General features: G+C 64.0%; 14 protein-coding genes. 1 reads left to right on the top strand and 13 read right to left on the bottom strand.

Annotated features, from left to right (window positions below; translation table 11 throughout):
- Positions 1 to 63: 63 nt before the first annotated feature.
- The 4 genes from cobF to cbiE are packed head-to-tail and all read right to left on the bottom strand — an operon-like array spanning position 64 to position 3294.
- Entirely contained in the window at positions 64 to 828 is a 765-nt protein-coding gene (gene cobF / locus IT895_RS07595; RefSeq protein ID WP_199285171.1) for a precorrin-6A synthase (deacetylating), read from the bottom strand.
- Entirely contained in the window at positions 825 to 1628 is an 804-nt protein-coding gene (gene cobM, locus IT895_RS07590; protein ID WP_199285170.1) for a precorrin-4 C(11)-methyltransferase, read from the bottom strand. Before cobM ends, cobF begins: the two co-directional genes overlap by 4 nt.
- Positions 1625 to 2044: a cobalamin biosynthesis protein gene (locus tag IT895_RS07585; RefSeq protein WP_199285169.1), complete on the bottom strand. Its 420-nt coding sequence runs from the start codon at positions 2042 to 2044 to the stop codon at positions 1625 to 1627. Before IT895_RS07585 ends, cobM begins: the two co-directional genes overlap by 4 nt.
- A complete protein-coding gene (cbiE, locus tag IT895_RS07580) occupies positions 2041 to 3294 on the bottom strand; it encodes a precorrin-6y C5,15-methyltransferase (decarboxylating) subunit CbiE (RefSeq protein WP_199285168.1) in 1254 nt (417 codons plus the stop codon). Before cbiE ends, IT895_RS07585 begins: the two co-directional genes overlap by 4 nt.
- Between cbiE and IT895_RS07575 the strand changes: the two genes are divergently transcribed.
- Positions 3287 to 4033 (top strand): cobalt-precorrin-6A reductase, encoded by a 747-nt coding sequence (locus IT895_RS07575; protein WP_199285167.1) that lies wholly within the window; start codon positions 3287 to 3289, stop codon positions 4031 to 4033. The genes cbiE and IT895_RS07575 overlap by 8 nt on opposite strands.
- On the opposite strand, the gene cobJ is transcribed toward IT895_RS07575, so the two are convergent.
- The 9 genes from cobJ to IT895_RS07530 are packed head-to-tail and all read right to left on the bottom strand — an operon-like array spanning position 3976 to position 15859.
- Entirely contained in the window at positions 3976 to 4770 is a 795-nt protein-coding gene (gene cobJ / locus IT895_RS07570) for a precorrin-3B C(17)-methyltransferase (protein WP_199285166.1), read from the bottom strand. The genes IT895_RS07575 and cobJ overlap by 58 nt on opposite strands.
- Entirely contained in the window at positions 4767 to 5492 is a 726-nt protein-coding gene (gene cobI / locus IT895_RS07565; RefSeq protein WP_085919577.1) for a precorrin-2 C(20)-methyltransferase, read from the bottom strand. Before cobI ends, cobJ begins: the two co-directional genes overlap by 4 nt.
- The gene (locus IT895_RS07560; RefSeq protein ID WP_199285165.1) at positions 5489 to 6118 is read right to left on the bottom strand and encodes a precorrin-8X methylmutase; all 630 of its coding nucleotides are present in this window, start codon (positions 6116 to 6118) and stop codon (positions 5489 to 5491) included. Before IT895_RS07560 ends, cobI begins: the two co-directional genes overlap by 4 nt.
- Positions 6102 to 7253: a cobalamin biosynthesis protein CobG gene (locus IT895_RS07555; RefSeq protein ID WP_199285164.1), complete on the bottom strand. Its 1152-nt coding sequence runs from the start codon at positions 7251 to 7253 to the stop codon at positions 6102 to 6104. Before IT895_RS07555 ends, IT895_RS07560 begins: the two co-directional genes overlap by 17 nt.
- Entirely contained in the window at positions 7243 to 11094 is a 3852-nt protein-coding gene (gene cobN / locus IT895_RS07550) for a cobaltochelatase subunit CobN (RefSeq protein ID WP_199285163.1), read from the bottom strand. Before cobN ends, IT895_RS07555 begins: the two co-directional genes overlap by 11 nt.
- On the bottom strand, positions 11094 to 12191 hold the full coding sequence (gene cobW, locus IT895_RS07545; RefSeq protein WP_085919573.1) for a cobalamin biosynthesis protein CobW: 1098 nt from the start codon (positions 12189 to 12191) through the stop codon (positions 11094 to 11096). Before cobW ends, cobN begins: the two co-directional genes overlap by 1 nt.
- Entirely contained in the window at positions 12178 to 13551 is a 1374-nt protein-coding gene (locus IT895_RS07540; RefSeq protein WP_085919572.1) for a cobyrinate a,c-diamide synthase, read from the bottom strand. Before IT895_RS07540 ends, cobW begins: the two co-directional genes overlap by 14 nt.
- Positions 13551 to 14144: a cob(I)yrinic acid a,c-diamide adenosyltransferase gene (gene cobO, locus IT895_RS07535; protein WP_074396058.1), complete on the bottom strand. Its 594-nt coding sequence runs from the start codon at positions 14142 to 14144 to the stop codon at positions 13551 to 13553. Before cobO ends, IT895_RS07540 begins: the two co-directional genes overlap by 1 nt.
- Positions 14141 to 15859: an AAA family ATPase gene (locus IT895_RS07530; protein ID WP_199285162.1), complete on the bottom strand. Its 1719-nt coding sequence runs from the start codon at positions 15857 to 15859 to the stop codon at positions 14141 to 14143. Before IT895_RS07530 ends, cobO begins: the two co-directional genes overlap by 4 nt.
- Positions 15860 to 16023 lie beyond the last annotated feature (164 nt).

Raw genomic sequence — 16023 nt, 5'->3', positions numbered from 1 at the left:
ATAACGCAGTCATTTAATGGATACGGTTATTTTATGGAAAAACATTCCACATTGATACCGGCGTCATATCAGCGGCTGTTTGGCCAGTAAGTAAATATCCATGATCCAGCCGTGTTGTTCGCGAAGGCTGGCGCGGCGCTGGAGGATCTCGTCGCTGACCTCGCTTAGCCAGCCTTTGATCAGGCACTGTTTTTCCATACCCAGGTAAGCGCCCCACCAGATGTAGGTATCGTCGGCAGGCAATGCGGTAAAGGCTCCGCCGCTGTCGAGCATCACGGCGACGGTGGCGGCGTCGCTTGGCCAGCCGCGCTCGCGCAGGCGGCGGCCGGTGGTGATTTGTACCGGTTCGGCGAGGGAATTTAGCGGGATTTTATGTTCGGCGGTGAGTACCTGCAGGCTGGTGATGCCGGGTACCACCTCGACGTCTACCTGCCGCCCGGCCGCAGACAGGCGTTCAGCGATGCGCAGGCTGCTGTCGTAAAGCGAGGGGTCGCCCCAGATCAGCATGCCGACCCGCCCGCCTTCGGGCAGGTGGTGTGCTATCAGCGACGCCCACACCTCGGCAATGGCGTGATGCCATTCATCGACGGCGCCCAGGTAATCGCCCCGCTCGCCTCGCTTAGGCAGGTCGAACTCGACGATTTGAGCCTGCTCGGGCTCGCGCAGCAGGGTCTGGCACAGCAGGCGGCGCAGGTCGACCAAGTCGCTTTTGGCTTCGCCTTTGCGCGGCAGCAGGATCAGGTCGGCGTCGTTGAGGGCGCGCACGGCGGCAAGCGTGACGTGGTCTGGGTTGCCCGTGCCGATGCCGATCAGCGAAAGCGTGGTCATCCGTCTGGGCCCTCCTCGTCTGGCAGGTTGGCAAACGGCGAGTCCGCGGACTGTGGCCGAAAACGGCGATCGTAGCCCACGGCGTACAGCGCGCTTTCCTGGAAGTCCTGGCTCTCAAGCACCGGCCCCACCAGAATCAACGCCGTGCGTTGCAGCGTGTTGGCGGCCAACGCCTCAATGGTGGATAGGCGCCCTCTGATGATTTTTTCATCGGGCCAGCTGGCTCGCCACACAATGGCCACGGGGCAGTCACCGCCGTAGTACGGCGTCAGCGACGCCACCACGCTTGCGAGGTTATGAATCGACAGGTGAATCGCCAGTGTCGCGCCGGTTTGGGCAAAGTTGGCCAGGGTTTCGTTGTCCGGCATGGCGCTGGCGCGCCCGGAGGTACGCGTCAGCACCACCGATTGCGCCACGCCCGGCAGGGTCAGCTCCTGGCCCAAGCTGGCCGCAGCGGCGGCAAAGGCGGGCACGCCGGGGGTGATGGTGTAGGGAATCTCGAGGGCACGCAGGCGGCGGGTCTGCTCCCCCACCGCTGACCATACCGATACATCCCCCGAGTGCAGCCGCACGACATCCTGCTCTGCCGCGTGGGCGGCCTGGATTTCCTGGATGATCTCGTTCAGCGACAACGGCGCGGTGTTGACGATGTGAGCGCCTGGCGGGCAATGTTCAAGCAGTTCTTGCGGCACCAGCGAACCTGCATAGAGGCACACCGGGCTCGCGGCAATCAGGTCGCGGCCGCGCAGCGTGATCAGGTCAGGGGCGCCTGGCCCGGCGCCGATGAAATGAACGGTCATTCGGTGATTCCTTCTGGTACTTCTGACAACGCCAGGGCGGCGGTGGCTTGCCTATCCGCTGAGATTATCCGAGGCCCTAGCAGCGTTGCCCCTGGGCCCGCCGCTATCAGCGCCACGGCCTCAGCCACGCTGCCCGTACCTCGGGCTTGTAAACTTTGCGCGGAATGAGTCAGCGTTGTCACCGTCGGCAGCTCGGCGTCCGCTACGGTGATGACTTCGATGTTGCGCAGTCGTCCTAGCTCTTCGACTAGTGGCAGCATGGAACGAGCCGCCGCCAGCTTATCGATAGCGCCAGCGCCGTATTGGTAAATAGCCCCGTACTGCTCGGCAAGCTGATCCAGCGCCTGACCAAGGGAGGCAAGCGTGGCCTCGCGGCGAAAGCCAAATCCAACCACATGCAGCGTCTGCGCCTTCATCGAACGCCCCGCCACTGCACGATCGGATAGCTGGCCTTCCATCCCCGTCGGGTGCCGATGAGGGCAGCGTTGGCAAGTTCCAGGCGCATCAGTTCGCCGCCCGCCTGCTGGTGCCAGTGGGCCAGCAGCGCCTCGGACTCCAGCGTCACCGCATTGGCGACGACGCGCACCCCTTCGGGCAGGCGCTGCCATAGGTCGTCCAACAGCGCTTGGGATAGCCCGCCGCCGATAAATAACGCATCGGGCAGCGGTGTATCGTTCAGTACGTCCGGCGCGCTGCCCTCTTTGACCTCAAGCCAATCAACGCCCAGGTTCTCTGCGTTGCTGCGCGCTCTTGCTGCCCGTTCTGCGTTTTGCTCAAAGCCCACCGCCTGATTATCCGGGTGAGCGAGCAGCCACTCAATGGCAATCGAGCCCGAGCCGGTGCCGATATCCCATAGCCGCTCGCCGGGCTTGGGCGCCAGCGCGGCCAGGGTCATGGCGCGAATGGCTTGTTTGGTGATCTGGCCGTCGTGCTCGAAAAAGCTATCAGGTAACCCAGGCGTCAGCGGCAATGCGGGCCCTTCGCCTGCAACCTCAAGCGCTACCGCGACCGGATGCGTGATGTCATCGGGAAGCGTCGCCGCTGCCGGAAAGGCACGCACCCGTTCGTGCTCGCCGCCCAGGGCTTCCAGCACCGTCAGTTTTGAGTCTGCAAAGCCGAATTGGCAGACCCACTGGGCAAGCTCCGCTACCGCGTCACCGTCGCGTACCAACACCAGCACGCGCCTGCCGGGATGCAGGTAGGGGCGAACGCGGGTTAACGGCTTGGCGTGCAGGCCCAGGCAGGTACAGTCCTGAAGCGGCCAGCCCAGGCGGGAGGCTGCCAGGCTGAACGTGGAGGGAGACGGCAGTGCCTGCCATTCCCGGGGCTCAAGGTGGCTGACGATGGAGGTGCCCGCGCCAAACCAGAAGGGGTCGCCGGAGGCCAGCATCACCACGCGGCGGCCGCGCTCGGCAAGCAGTTGGGGGATGCCGTCGGCAAACGGCACCGGCCATTCACGCAGCTTGGTTTTCAAGTCGGCTTTCAAATCGGCGCTTTGATCAGTGCTCAGGGGTGCAAGCAGGCGCAGATGTCGGCGGGCGCCAAACACCACCTCGGCACGCTCGAGCGCCTCGCGGCTTGCCGCCGTGAGACCCTGTGTGCCACTCTCCCCCCAGCCTATTATCGTCAGCCAGGGAACCTCGTTACCGTTAACCACTATGAACATCCTGATTCTTGGCGGAACCTCAGAGGCCAGCGCCCTGGCCAGCCTGCTGGCTGAGCGTTCGATCCCGGCCGTCTATAGTTATGCGGGGCGGGTCAGCAGCCCCAAGCCGCAACCCTTGCCGACGCGTGTTGGCGGTTTTGGCGGCGTGGCTGGCCTGGTCGACTACCTTAAGCAAGCGGGCATCACCCACCTGATTGACGCGACCCACCCTTTCGCCGAGCAGATGAGCCGCCACGCGCTGGCCGCTGCCGCGCAATGCGATATTCCCCTGATGGCATTCACCCGCCCGGCCTGGCAACCCCAGCCCGGCGATCACTGGACGCACGCTGCCAGCATCGACGAGGCAGTGGACCAGTTGGACAGCCCGCCCCAGCGCATCATGCTGGCCATCGGGCGCCAACACCTGGAAGCCTTTGCCGCGATGCCCCAGCATCACTATGTACTGCGGCTGGTCGATCACCCCGAGCAGCCGATACCGCTGCCCCACCAGACTATCACCGTCGCGCGCGGCCCGTTTACCACGTCGGGCGATCTGGCCTTGCTCAAGGACCACGCCGTTGAGCGTCTGGTGTGCAAAAACGCCGGCGGCGACGGCGCGGTGTCCAAACTCACCGCCGCCCGCACGCTCGGCCTGCCGGTGGTGATGATCGAGCGGCCTAGGCTGCCCTCACGCCGGGAATGTCACGCCCTAGATGACGTGCTGGCCTGGCTTTTGGCGCCCACCGAGCGAGGGGTATAAACCCAGGGTTCGCTCGGTTCATGGCCTTGCCTTTCAATGCGCCGCGTCTGGCTGGAACCCACGATGACCAGGGTGCGCATGTCTGCCATCTCCGGCGTCGCCTCGCCCAGGGTGGTCACGCGAATCGACTCATCCGGAGTCGAGACAGCGCGGGCAAAAATGATCAGCCTTTCCGGCCCGCAGGCGTCAAGCAGCACCTCCAGGGTACGCACAAAGCCTTCTGGCCGCGCCCTGGAGCGCGGGTTGTAGAACGCCATGGCAAAGTCGGCCTCGGCGGCCAGGCGCAGGCGCTTTTCAATCAGCGCCCAGGGCTTGAGGTTGTCGGATAGATTAATGCAGCAGAAGTCGTGCCCCAGCGGCGCGCCGACGCTGGCACTGGCGGCCAGCATGGCGGAAATCCCCGGCAGTACCTGAACGTCCAGCGAGCGCCACTGGGCATCGCCTGCTTCCAAGGCTTCAAACACCGCCGAGGCCATGGCAAACACGCCCGGATCGCCGGAGGACACCACCGCCACGCGACGGCCGTCAGAGGCCATCGTCAGCGCCTGCTCGGCCCGCTGGATTTCTTCCCGGTTGTCCGAGCCATGGCGCACAAGCCCCGCCCTGGGCGCGACGCGTTCCACGTAGGGCACATAGCCCACCACATCGGTGGCCTCGGCAAGCACCGCCGACACCTCGGGCGTTACCAGTGTGTCGCTGCCCGGCCCCAGGCCGACGATTTTCAGCCAGCCGCTCATGGGCGCCTCCCATGGCCATGAATTAGCACAATCGAGAAGTAGGGCACGCTCTCGCCCACGTCCTTGAAGGGCTGAACCCGTTCCTGGCGCATGGCGGCGTATTCGATCAGCCAGGCTTCGTCCTCGCGCCCGGCGTGGGCAAGCGCCCGGCGCAGTTTGTCCAGGTTGCGGCCGATTTTCATCACCACCAGCGCATCGGTCTCGGCAATGCGTTCGGCCAGGGACGACTCCGGCAGCGTGGCCATGACCACCGTGAGGATATCGTCGCCCCAGGTGATCGGCTGGCCGGTGGCGGTCCAGGCCGCCGACATCCCGGTGATCCCCGGCACCACGGAGACCGGCACGTGGTCCAGTAGCCGGGTATAAAGATGCATGAAGGAGCCGTAGAAGAACGGGTCGCCTTCGCAAAGTACCACCACATCACGCCCAGCCTCAGCCAGCTCGATCAGCAGCGCCACGCTGCGTTGGTAAAAATTGGCCAGCAACTCGTTATAACGCGGGTCGTCGAAGGGGATTTCCGTGGTCACCGGGTATTCCATGGCAAGCTCGGTGACCTCGGGGGCCAGCATGCCCTCGACGATGCTGCGCGCATGCCCGGTACGCCCCTTCTTGCGAAAGTAGGCCACGTGCGAGGCGCCGCGGATCAGGCGGTCGGCGCGCACGCTCATCAAGTCCTGGCTTCCCGGGCCAAGGCCGACCCCGTAGATGATTCCCTGGGTCATTCTGTTCGGTCCGCAATGGCATTGAGGGCGGCGACGGTCACGGCGCTGCCGCCCAGACGTCCCTGCACCGTGCAGCAGGGGCTCACCTGGCTCTCCCAGAGCGCCTGTTTGGATTCCGCCGCGCCGACAAAGCCCACCGGGCAGCCAATAATCGCGGCGGGCCGCGGGCAGTCAGGGTCTTCGAGCATATTGAGCAGATGAAACAACGCCGTGGGCGCGTTGCCAATCGCCACCACCGCGCCTTCCAGGTGCGGGCGCCAGAGTTCAAGCGCCGCCGCCGAGCGGGTGTTGGCCATCTCTTTGGCCAGTGCGGGCGTGCGCTCGTCATTCAGCGTGCAGATAATCGGGTTATCCGCGGGCAGGCGTTTACGCGTGATGCCTTCTGATACCATGCGGGCATCACATAAAATCGGTGCGCCGGCTTCGAGCGCTTTGCGGGCGTGGCTGACCACATCGCCTGCAAAATGTATCGAGGCGGCAAGCTCTACCAGACCGGCGGCATGAATCATGCGCACGGCAATCGGCTCTTCATCGTGAGAAAACCGCCCCAGGTCTGCTTCACGGCGAATAGTGGCAAAGGACTCCCGGTAAATCGCCGGGCCGTCGGTTTCATAAATGTGGGGCACCTAAACTCTCCAAATAAGCGATTACCTCAGTCTCCGTGAGGTTTGTCTTGACCGGCGTGCTATCGGCACGGCCGTTAATTATAAGGTCAAATCTACCGGCCTGGCCGACCAAACACACGTCGGCCGGTGAGCGCCGGGCGCAGCCCTTGGCGCAGCCGGATACATGCACCGAGCCTTGGGTAACCCCACGCAGGCGCTCGGCAAGCGGCTGGGTGGCCACGCTGGCCTGCTCGCAATAAGGCGCGCCCGGGCAGGCATCAATCTGCAAGCGGGCGTCCTGTTCGTCGGTTATCAACCCGTCGATGACTTCGACGCTGGCGCCTGCGACCCAGATACGCCGCCAGGGCGTCACCTGCAAGGCGGTAACGTCGGCAGGCGTCACCGCAGTCCTGAGCACCTTGGCAGGCACCCGCCCAAACGGCAGGCCATACACCGCGCCGTGTTCGTGCTTGCCCAGAGGCAATTGGCTGCCCGTTGCAGCGGGACGTGCGTTGGTCGGGGCCCAGTCAGGCAGCGGCACATGATGGCGCCGCATGCGTTTGCTGTCCCAGCCGCCACTGTCGACAAACCATGCCAGCAGGCGAATAAGTTGCGCCACGGCGGCGTCAATCGAGCGCACTGCGGTGCCCAACGAATAACCGTCGGCGCGCACCAACAGGCCGCCCGAATTGGCGCGCTCGATACGAAAGTCCGCCGAGGCATCGCCTAGCACCGGCGCCTTGCCTGCATCAATGGCGATCCCGACCTTGGCGGGCACCACCGGCAACTCTGCCCAACGGTCGACAAGCGCGCTGGCGATTTTATGGGTATCGTCCCCCGCTTGCCAGCCGGGGGCCAATAGAATTTGCGGACGACGCTCCGCTTCCGGGTCGGCGTCAATCAATTCATGGGCGACCAGGGTCTCCATCAGGGCGGGCCAGCTCGCCTCGGTCACGCCGCGCAATTGCAGATTGGCGCGGCTGGTCAGTTCGATCAAGCCGCTGCCGTAGGCCTCCGCCGCGTCGCACAGCGCCAGCACCTGGCCACGTTCAAGCTGGCCCAGCCGTGGGCGCACGCGCACCAGTAAACCATCGCCGGTTGCCATCGGTTGCCAGGCACCGGGGCACCAGCCCTTGATGCGGGGCTCAGCCGACATCCGCCGCGACCTCCTTGGCCTCGTCCATGTCCAGCAGCAGGTCTTTCAGCGCGTCGCCCTGCTCACCGGGTGCCTGCCACATGCCTCGCTGGGCGGCTTCGAGCAGGCGTTCGGCCATTTCTTCCAGCGCCGAGGGGTTATGCTCGCGCAGGAACTGCTGATTGGCGTCATCCAGCACCAGCGCATCGGTGACCTGGGCGTACTGGTAGTCGGCGACCAGGTCGGTGGTGGCATCGTAGGCGAATAGATAGTCGATGGTGGCCGCCATCTCGAAGCCGCCTTTATAGCCATGCTCGCGCATGGCGTTGATCCACTTGGGGTTGAGCACCCGCGAGCGAATCACCTTGGCCAGCTCCTCTTTCAGCGTGCGAATCTTGGGCTGGGCGGGGTTGGCGTGGTCAGCGTGGTAGATATCCGGGGTTTTGCCGCTCAGCGAGCGGCTGGCATTGGCCATACCGCCCTGGAAGGCGTAGTAGCTGTTGGAATCGAGGATATCGTGCTCGCGGTTATCCTGGTTCTGCATCACCGCTTCCAGGCCTTTAAGCTGCTGCTCGAAGGCATCCGGGGCGGCCGTGCCAGACTCGGCAAACTGCCCGTAGGCGTAGGCGCCGTTGTCCAGGTAGGCCTGAGCCAGGTCATCGGCATTTTCCCAGGCGCCGTTGTCGATCAGCCGATTCAGGCCGGTGCCGTACTCGCCCGGCTTGCTGCCAAAGATCCGATAGCCCGCCTGCTGGGCGGCCATCTCGACACTCAGCCCCTGCTTTTCCAGCACCTGCTGGCGGGCCATCACCGCATCACGAATGGTGTTGCTGTTGCCCGGTTCGGCGTAGCTGGCCACCGCCTGTACCGCCGCATCGAACAGCCGGATCACGTTGGGAAAGGCATCGCGGAAGAAGCCGGAAACCCGCAGCGTGACGTCCACCCGCGGGCGGTTGAGCAGCATCGAGGGTATCACCTCGATATCGATGACCCGCTGGGAACCCAGCGACCAGATGGGGCGCACGCCCATCAGCGCAAAGGCCTGAGCAATGTCATCGCCACCGGTGCGCATGGTGGCGGTGCCCCAGATGGAGAGTCCCAGGCGACGGGGGTAGTCGCCGTTATCCTGCAGGTAGCGCTCAACGAACGCCTGGGCGGATTTTTCGCCCAGCGTCCAGGCGGCGGGCGATGGAATCGAGCGGTTGTCCACGCTGAAGAAATTGCGCCCGGTGGGCAACGTATCCAGCCGCCCACGGCTGGGGGCGCCACTCGGCCCCGGCGGCACAAACAGGCCATCCAGGCCTTCCAGCAGCGAGCTGATTTCCAGCTCGGCGCTCTGCTGAAGCGCGACCCAAAGCTGGTCCCGGGCGTAGCGCAGCTGCTCGGCGGTCGCGGGATATTGGGCGGCCAACGTCTCCAGACTGCCCGGCGCGACCACGTACGCCTCGACCAGTTGGTGGGCCAACGCTTCCAGCCGCTCGCGGGTGTCGTTGCCGCTGCGCCAGGCGGCGCTATCCAGCTCGCGTAGCACGTTCGGCCGAGGCCCGTTCCAGGGGCCGGCATCGGCCATCAGTGGGTCAAAGGGCGCTTGGCCTTCGCCCTGCAGGGCCAGATCATCGGCCAGGTTATGCAGCAAGCCGCGCTGGGCAATGCTTTCACCTCTCGGCAAGCGCAGCAGCGCCACCAAGGTGCCGACCACTTTATCCTTTGGCGGTAGCGTGCCGAGCACGTGCAAGCCATGACGAATCTGCGATTCCTTGATGTCGCATAGGAAGGTATCCAGCTCGTTCAGGATCAGCGCTTCGTCCTGGCTGTCGACCGCCTTGGTCAACTCCTGGTCGATGCCGGTCTCGCGCAGGTGCTCAAGGATCTGCTCGCGGATTAACGCCTCGCGCCGGGGGTCCATATCCAGCGCCTGGTAATATTCGTCGGTGAGCGCTTCCAGTTTGGCCATGTCGCCATACAGCTCTGCGCGGGCCAGGGGTGGCATCAGGTGATCGATAATCACCGCCTGGCTGCGCCGCTTGGCCTGGGCGCCCTCGCCCGGGTCGTTGACGATAAACGGGTAGAAATGCGGCACCGGGCCGAGCGCTATATCTGGCCAGCAGTCGGCGCTCAAGGCGCTGCTTTTGCCCGGCAGCCACTCAAGGTTGCCGTGCTTGCCCACGTGAATCACCGCTTCCACCTGATAGTGCTCGCGCAGCCAGAAGTAAAACGCCAAGTAGCTGTGCGGCGGCGCCAGCTGCATATCGTGGTAGGACTGGGTCAGGTCGTCGATAAAGTCGCGCTCGGGCTGGATACCCACGAAGGTGTCGCCCAGCCGGATACCCGAGATCATCAGCCGCCCCTGACGGCATTTGGGGTCATCCGCGGGCGCGCCCCAACGCGTCCATACCGTTTCCTGCAACTCACCGGGCAGGGTTTGAAACCAGGCCAGGTAGTCGTCAACGCTAATGCTTTGCCAGCACATGCGCTGGTCGATGACGTTGCGGTCATTGGTTACCGCCCCCTGCAGCAGGCGGATCAGGTCATCGCCACTGTCGGGCAGGTCGCTGACCGGGTAACCCGCTGTTTGCAGCGCGGTTAATATCTGCAGCGTTGAGGCCGGGGTATCCAGCCCCACGCCGTTGCCAATCCGGCCATCGCGATTGGGGTAATTGGCCAGCACCAGCGCCAGCCGTTTGGCGTGATTGGGGGTGGTGCGCAGGTGGCAGAACCGGCGCGCCAGCTTGGCGACAAATTCAGCACGCTCGGGATGCAGGGCATGGTGGGTTACCGACAGCTGGCTGCGTTCGTTATACAGCGCTTCCGCCTTGAAGCCCACGGCACGGGTGATCACCCGGCCGTCCATTTCGGGCAGTACAATCTGCATCGCCACATCGCGGCTTCTCAACCCGGCGGCCGAGGCCTGCCAATCCTCCATGGTGCTGCTGGAAAGAATCGCCTGCAGGATCACCGGCTGGCCGACGAACACGCTCTCGGGAATCGCCCCGCCCAGCGGGTAGGTGTCGTCGGAATTGCGGTTGATCGAGAAGCTGGTGGTGTTGACCACCAGCATGGCGCCGGTCTGCTCGATCAGGTGATTGATAAACGCAATGCAGTCGGCCTCTTTCAAGGAGGCAACGGCGATGGCGAGTGGCTCGAGTCCCTGCCCTTTAAGCGCTTCGATCATGCCGTCGACGACCAGGGTATTGGCGCCCTGCAGGTGGCTGCGGTAGAACAGCAGCAGGCACACCGGCCGTTCCGGCTGCTGGTTGGCCCGCCATTCGCTCAGGCTCATCACCTGGCGCCCCGTCTGGCTTGCGGCATCGCTTGGCGCATAGATCACCGCCGCGGGCACCACCTTGGGTTCCTTCCAGGTGGTGGGCAACGCCAGGCACTCGCTGCCCAGGTAGCGCAGCAGCTGCTCGGCGTTATCCACGCCGCCTTCGCGCAGGTAGCGCCATACCCGATAGGCGCTGTCATAGTCGACGCTCGAGGCTTCCAGCAGCGCATCGTCCGGGGCGTCGCAGCCGGGCACCAGAATCAACTGGCGGCCGGGCTTGGCATTCCGCCAGGCCAGCAGGCGTTCGTAGCCGTATTGCCAGTAGGCCTGGCCGCCCAGCATCGACACGACCACCAGCTGCGCCTTTTCCAGCACCCGATCCTCGTAGAGGTCGTAGGCGGCGGGCTTGACCAGGTTCATCCAGTTGGCCAGACGCACCGACGGATAGCGCTCGCCCAGGCGATCGATCGCCTGGGCCAGGGCCGAGAGGTTGCTGTCGGCGGCCGAGAGAATCACGACATCCGCGGGGCTTTGTTGAAGATCGACAATGCCATCATCATCAACAAAGCCACCGGGTTTGGCGGCAAAAAGATGCATTAGGCGGCTGTTGTTACCTCTGCTTCGGCAAGCGCTTCACGCAGCGCGCCGCTGTCCAGCGACTTGCCAATGATGACCAGTTGGGTTTGACGCGTTTCACCTTCCGCCCAGAGGCGGTCGAAGTAGCCATCCAGACGCTCACCAACGGCCTGGATCACCCGGCGCATCGGCTTGCCGGGAATCGCCGCGAAGCCTTTGGCGCGGTAGATCTCCTGGGTTTTGACAATGTGCTGCAGCTTGGCCGCCAGCAGGTCGCCGTCGACTTCGCCCAGGCTGATCACGCAGGAATCAAAGTTGTCGTGGGCATGGTCGTGATGCGCGCCCTCAGCGTGATGCTTGTCGTGGTGATTGGTGATCAGGTCAATACTCGCTTCGCTGGCCGCCCCGATGCCCATCAGGGCTTCGAGCTGTACGGTGTTGGTGGCCAGGGTTTGGTCGACAAACAGGTACTTCACCGATTCCGGCACACGCGCCTGAATCAACGCCTCGACCCGCGCCTTGTCGTCCGGGCTGAGCAGGTCCGTCTTGCTGACCAGCACCAGATCGGCGGCGCTTAGCTGGTCGTCAAGCAGCTCCTGCAGGCTGGGGTCGTGATCCAGGCTTTCGTCGGCCTGACGTTGGGCTTCTACCTTGGCAACATCGCTGGCATAGCGGCCAGAGGCCACGGCGGGGCCATCGATCACCGTAATGATGGCATCGACGGTGCAGTGCTGGCGCACCTCCGGCCAGTTGAAGGCCTGCACCAGCGGCTTGGGCAGCGCCAGGCCGCTGGTTTCGATCAGAATATGGTCGATATCGTCGCGGCGGGCGACCAGCTTTTTCATCACCGGTAGAAATTCCTCTTCTACGGTGCAGCAGATACAGCCGTTGGCCAGTTCGAAAATGCCGCTGTCGTCGCCTTCCACCGCCTGACCGTCTTCGCAGTCGAGGGCACAGCCGCGCAGCAGGCTTGAGTCGATGTCCTGCTCGCCGAATTCATTGACGATCACGGCAATTCGCTTGCCGGTGACCTGGCGCAGAATGCTTGCCAGCAGGGTGGTTTTACCGCTGCCCAAAAAGCCGGTGACCACGGTGGCGGGTATCTTATTTAACTGCATGGGTCTCGTCCTCAGAATCGATAGGCTGACGCGCTGGCGACGCTTTGCCGCTAAACAGCAGCGCGATCGAGGCAGGGTTGTTGGCAAAAAACAGGTGCAAGTAGGTGGCCGTCAATCCACGCTCACGAAAAATGGCCTCCCCCGGCGCGGGGTGGCGCTGGCGTTCGCCATGGGCGATGGGCTCAGGCGTTCCCTCGGCCATCGAACGGTGGTGGGCATGGCCGCGCACCGGGCCTTCGGGCAACGCGGCGGTTTGCATCCCCTGGCAGCCCCGCCGTCCGCGCATCGCGCCCTGCCCTGGTAGCAGGCCCAGCATGGTGTGGGTGGTGTCGTCGTAGTCGGTCAGGGTTTCCAGGCAATAAAGCAGCCCGCCGCACTCGGCAAGAATCGGTTTGTCGTCGGCAAAAAACTGCCTGATCGCCGCGTGCATGGCCGCATTCGCCGCCAGGGTCGCGGCGTGAATTTCCGGGTAGCCCCCGGGTAGCCACAGCGCATCGCAGCTGGGCAAGGCGCTGTCGGTAAGCGGCGAGAAAAAGCGCAGCTTGGCGCCCATCTGTTCGAGCAGGTCCAGGTTGGCCTGGTAAATAAAGCTGAACGCGGCGTCTTTGGCTACACCAATGGTAAGCCCGGCAAGCGACGGTAACGACGCCGTGGCGACTTCTGGCGCGGCGTAAAACGTCACCGGCGGCAGAGCGAGTAGCGTTTGCGGCAGGTTTTCCGCCTCGATAACACGGGCGCCCTTTTCAAAGCGTTCTTCCAGGTCGTCACGAATCTCGTCGGCCTGCACCAGTCCTAGATGGCGTTCGGGCAGTGAAAGCTCCGGGTTACGCGCAATGGCAGCCAGCAGCGGGATGTCTGTCGGCAGGGTTGTCTCGATCAGCTCGCGGTGGCGCTCGGAGCCGCAACTGTTGGCGATAAGCCCGACAATGCGGATATCGTCGCGAAAGCCCGCAAGGCCCGCAAGCAGCGCGCCCGCGGTCTGCGCCATGCCTTTGACGTCCATCACCACCACCATGGGCAAGCCAAACCGGGCGGCCAGGTCGGCACTGGAAGGCTCGCCGTCAAACAGCCCCATGGCGCCTTCGACCAAGATCATGTCCGCCGTCTGGGCGGCTTCATAAAAGCGTTGGCGGCAGTAGGCGTCGCCCGCCATCCACAGGTCCAGTTGATCCACCGGCTGGCCAGCGGCCTGGGCCAATACCTGGGGGTCCAGGTAGTCGGGGCCAGTTTTAAACACGCGCACCACCTTGCCCTGGTTGCGCAGCGCCCTGGCCAGCGCGGCGGTAAAGGTGGTCTTGCCCTGCCCGGAAGAAGGCGCGGCAATAAACAGCGCCGGGCAGCTTGCAGTGGGTGTGCTCATCAGTATTCGATCCCCGCCTGGGCTTTAACACCGCCACGAAAGGCGTGACGCTCGTCCTGCACCGTGCTGATGGTGTCGGCGATTTCCTGAAGCGGCGTCGCCATGGTGCGCCCGGTAATGATCACATTTTGATGCGCGGGACGTTGGTTAAGCGCTTCGACCACCGGCAGCGGGTCGAGATAGCCGTACTTGAACATGTAGCTCATTTCATCGAGGACGATGAGGTGGTAGTCGGGGTTCTCGAGCAGACCCTTGGCCACCGCCCAGGCCGACTGGGCAGCTTCAATATCGCGCTCGCGGTCCTGGGTTTCCCAGGTAAACCCCTGACCCATGATGTGCCAGTCAAGGTTGGGCTGGTCGCGGAAAAACAGGTATTCGCCGGTTTCACGGCGGCCCTTGATAAACTGGATCACCGCGCAGCGCTGCCCGTGACCCAGCGCCCGCGCCATGGTGCCAAGCGCCGAGCTGCTTTTGCCCTTGCCGTTGCCTTTCAGCAGGATCAACACGCCGCGCTCTTCCGTGGCGCGGCTGATGCGCTCGTCGACCACGTCCTTTTTGCGCTGCATGCGGTGGGTATGGCGATCGTCAGTCATGGCGTTTCCTGTCCAGAAAAAGGTGTCGCGTAGCGCGCCCCCAGTTGCTGGGCGATGCGTGCGCCCTGGCCGCGCTTGATTTTCGATGACTCGGTATCCAGCAGGATGCAGTCGCCCAGCGGGCCAAGGTCGGCGACGGATTCGCGGGTACGGCCGTCGGTAATCAGATAGGTGCGGATGTGCAGCCCGGGCTCGCGGCGCTGCCACTGATGGATCAGACGTTTGGCCTCGATCACCGCCTCGCGCAGCGGCGTGCCGCCGCCGCCGGTGGCGGCCTCCAGCGCCGCCTCTACACGCTTGGGTGCACGTTGCCGGGAGAGCAGAGGCACCACGCCGCCGTTGCCGAACCCGACGACGGCGACCTGTTCGCGTGCCGCGTAGGCCTGGCGCACCAGCGCTTCCACAAGCCCCTTTGCCTGGCCCAGCAGGCGCTGCCCCAGGGTGGAGCCGGAGGTATCCAGCAGTACCAGGTGCGCCCTTGGCTGCCCGGCCTGTGTCTTGCGCATTTTAAGCGTTCGCCAGGGCCACTGCCCGCGGTTGGCGATCAGGGTGCCAAAGCCGTCCAGACGGGACGTTTCAGTCCGCGAGCGTCCCTTGCCTGATACCTGCCCTTTTTCACCGGACGCCGAAGTCATCGCCGTTTTCGCCTGACCAACACCGTTTGGCGTATTCGCCAGTTCAGGCACTGCCTGCTGAATGGTTGACTGAGCCTGGGGCGGCATGGCGCCCCACTGACCCTGTTCGCCGCGCTGCTCGGATGATCCGCTGGTCGACGTATTAGTCGTTGATGACGAACCGCCCTCGCCTCCCGAAGGTGGTGCCTTCGGCGGCGAAGACGGCGGGGTTTGCTCGGGCGATTGGGTGCGCCGATGGTCCAGCACCCACGGCTCGACGGTATCGATATCCTGCTGCGCCACTTCGCTTGCACCGCGCCAGGCGGAGTGGGCACGAGCGGCGCGGTGCCAGGTGACGTCGGCTCGCAACCCTTCCACACCGGCGGTTTCACAGCGCGAGGCGATGGTCTGATACACCCATGACGGGGTAATGACATCCACCAGATGGCGCTGGGCCTGATGAATCCGCTCGGTCAGTGCGGCCTGGGCCTCCTCGAAGCCACGGGCCGCCCCCGCAGGGTCGCGGTCAAAGGCTTCGCGCTGCTGGACGATGGCGATACGTTCTTCCACGCTGATGCTCGCGGCCTGGTCGATACACAGCCCAAAACGATCCAGCAACTGCGGGCGTAGCTCGCCTTCATCCGGGTTCATGGTGCCAATCAGGCTGAAGCGCGCCGGGTGGGAGTGGCTGATACCGTCGCGCTCGACGATGTTCGTTCCGCTGGCGGCCACATCCAGCAGCAAATCGACCAGTGTATCCGGCAGCAGATTGACCTCGTCCACATACAGCACGCCGCCATCGGCTTTAGCGAGCAGCCCGGCATGAAAGGTGGCTTCGCCATTGGCCAGCACCTTTTGCAGATCCAGACTGCCGACCAGCCTGTCTTCACTGGCGCCCAGGGGCAGAGTCACAAAAGGAGCACGCTGCCCGTCGCTATCGCCAGGTAAAATAGCGGCCAGAGCCCTTGCCAAGGTCGACTTGGCGCTACCTCTTGGCCCACTAACCAGCACCCCACCGATACGCGGATTAATGGCATTAAGGATCAGCGCGGTTTTCAGCGCTTCCTGGCCCACCACCGCCGCAAAGGGAAACTCACTCACCGGCACCTCCCGTGCTGGCCAAGCCGGTCAGCCGGTCAACATCCGCCAGTTGATTTGATGGCTGCGAGACTTGAATATGATTCATGGCAATTAGCTGAGGGATAATAAAACCATTCATAAAGAAGTGGGAATATAAAAGGTGTTCAGTATAGAGGAAGGCATGG

Source organism: Halomonas sp. A40-4, from assembly GCF_015767635.1.
Classification (GTDB): domain Bacteria; phylum Pseudomonadota; class Gammaproteobacteria; order Pseudomonadales; family Halomonadaceae; genus Vreelandella; species Vreelandella janggokensis.
Note: the sequence above shows the minus strand (reverse complement) of the source record. Positions and strands in the feature narration are given on the sequence as shown.

What these genes read in the sequence shown, in the direction of transcription:
- cobF (WP_199285171.1), bottom strand. Translation starts at nt 828, where the DNA reads ATGACCACGCTTTCGCTGATCGGCATCGGCACGGGCAACCCAGACCAC.
- cobM (WP_199285170.1), bottom strand. Translation starts at nt 1,628, where the DNA reads ATGACCGTTCATTTCATCGGCGCCGGGCCAGGCGCCCCTGACCTGATC.
- IT895_RS07585 (WP_199285169.1), bottom strand. Translation starts at nt 2,044, where the DNA reads ATGAAGGCGCAGACGCTGCATGTGGTTGGATTTGGCTTTCGCCGCGAG.
- IT895_RS07575 (WP_199285167.1), top strand. Translation starts at nt 3,287, where the DNA reads ATGAACATCCTGATTCTTGGCGGAACCTCAGAGGCCAGCGCCCTGGCC.
- cbiE (WP_199285168.1), bottom strand. Translation starts at nt 3,294, where the DNA reads ATGTTCATAGTGGTTAACGGTAACGAGGTTCCCTGGCTGACGATAATA.
- cobJ (WP_199285166.1), bottom strand. Translation starts at nt 4,770, where the DNA reads ATGAGCGGCTGGCTGAAAATCGTCGGCCTGGGGCCGGGCAGCGACACA.
- cobI (WP_085919577.1), bottom strand. Translation starts at nt 5,492, where the DNA reads ATGACCCAGGGAATCATCTACGGGGTCGGCCTTGGCCCGGGAAGCCAG.
- IT895_RS07555 (WP_199285164.1), bottom strand. Translation starts at nt 7,253, where the DNA reads ATGTCGGCTGAGCCCCGCATCAAGGGCTGGTGCCCCGGTGCCTGGCAA.
- cobN (WP_199285163.1), bottom strand. Translation starts at nt 11,094, where the DNA reads ATGCATCTTTTTGCCGCCAAACCCGGTGGCTTTGTTGATGATGATGGC.
- cobW (WP_085919573.1), bottom strand. Translation starts at nt 12,191, where the DNA reads ATGCAGTTAAATAAGATACCCGCCACCGTGGTCACCGGCTTTTTGGGC.
- IT895_RS07540 (WP_085919572.1), bottom strand. Translation starts at nt 13,551, where the DNA reads ATGAGCACACCCACTGCAAGCTGCCCGGCGCTGTTTATTGCCGCGCCT.
- cobO (WP_074396058.1), bottom strand. Translation starts at nt 14,144, where the DNA reads ATGACTGACGATCGCCATACCCACCGCATGCAGCGCAAAAAGGACGTG.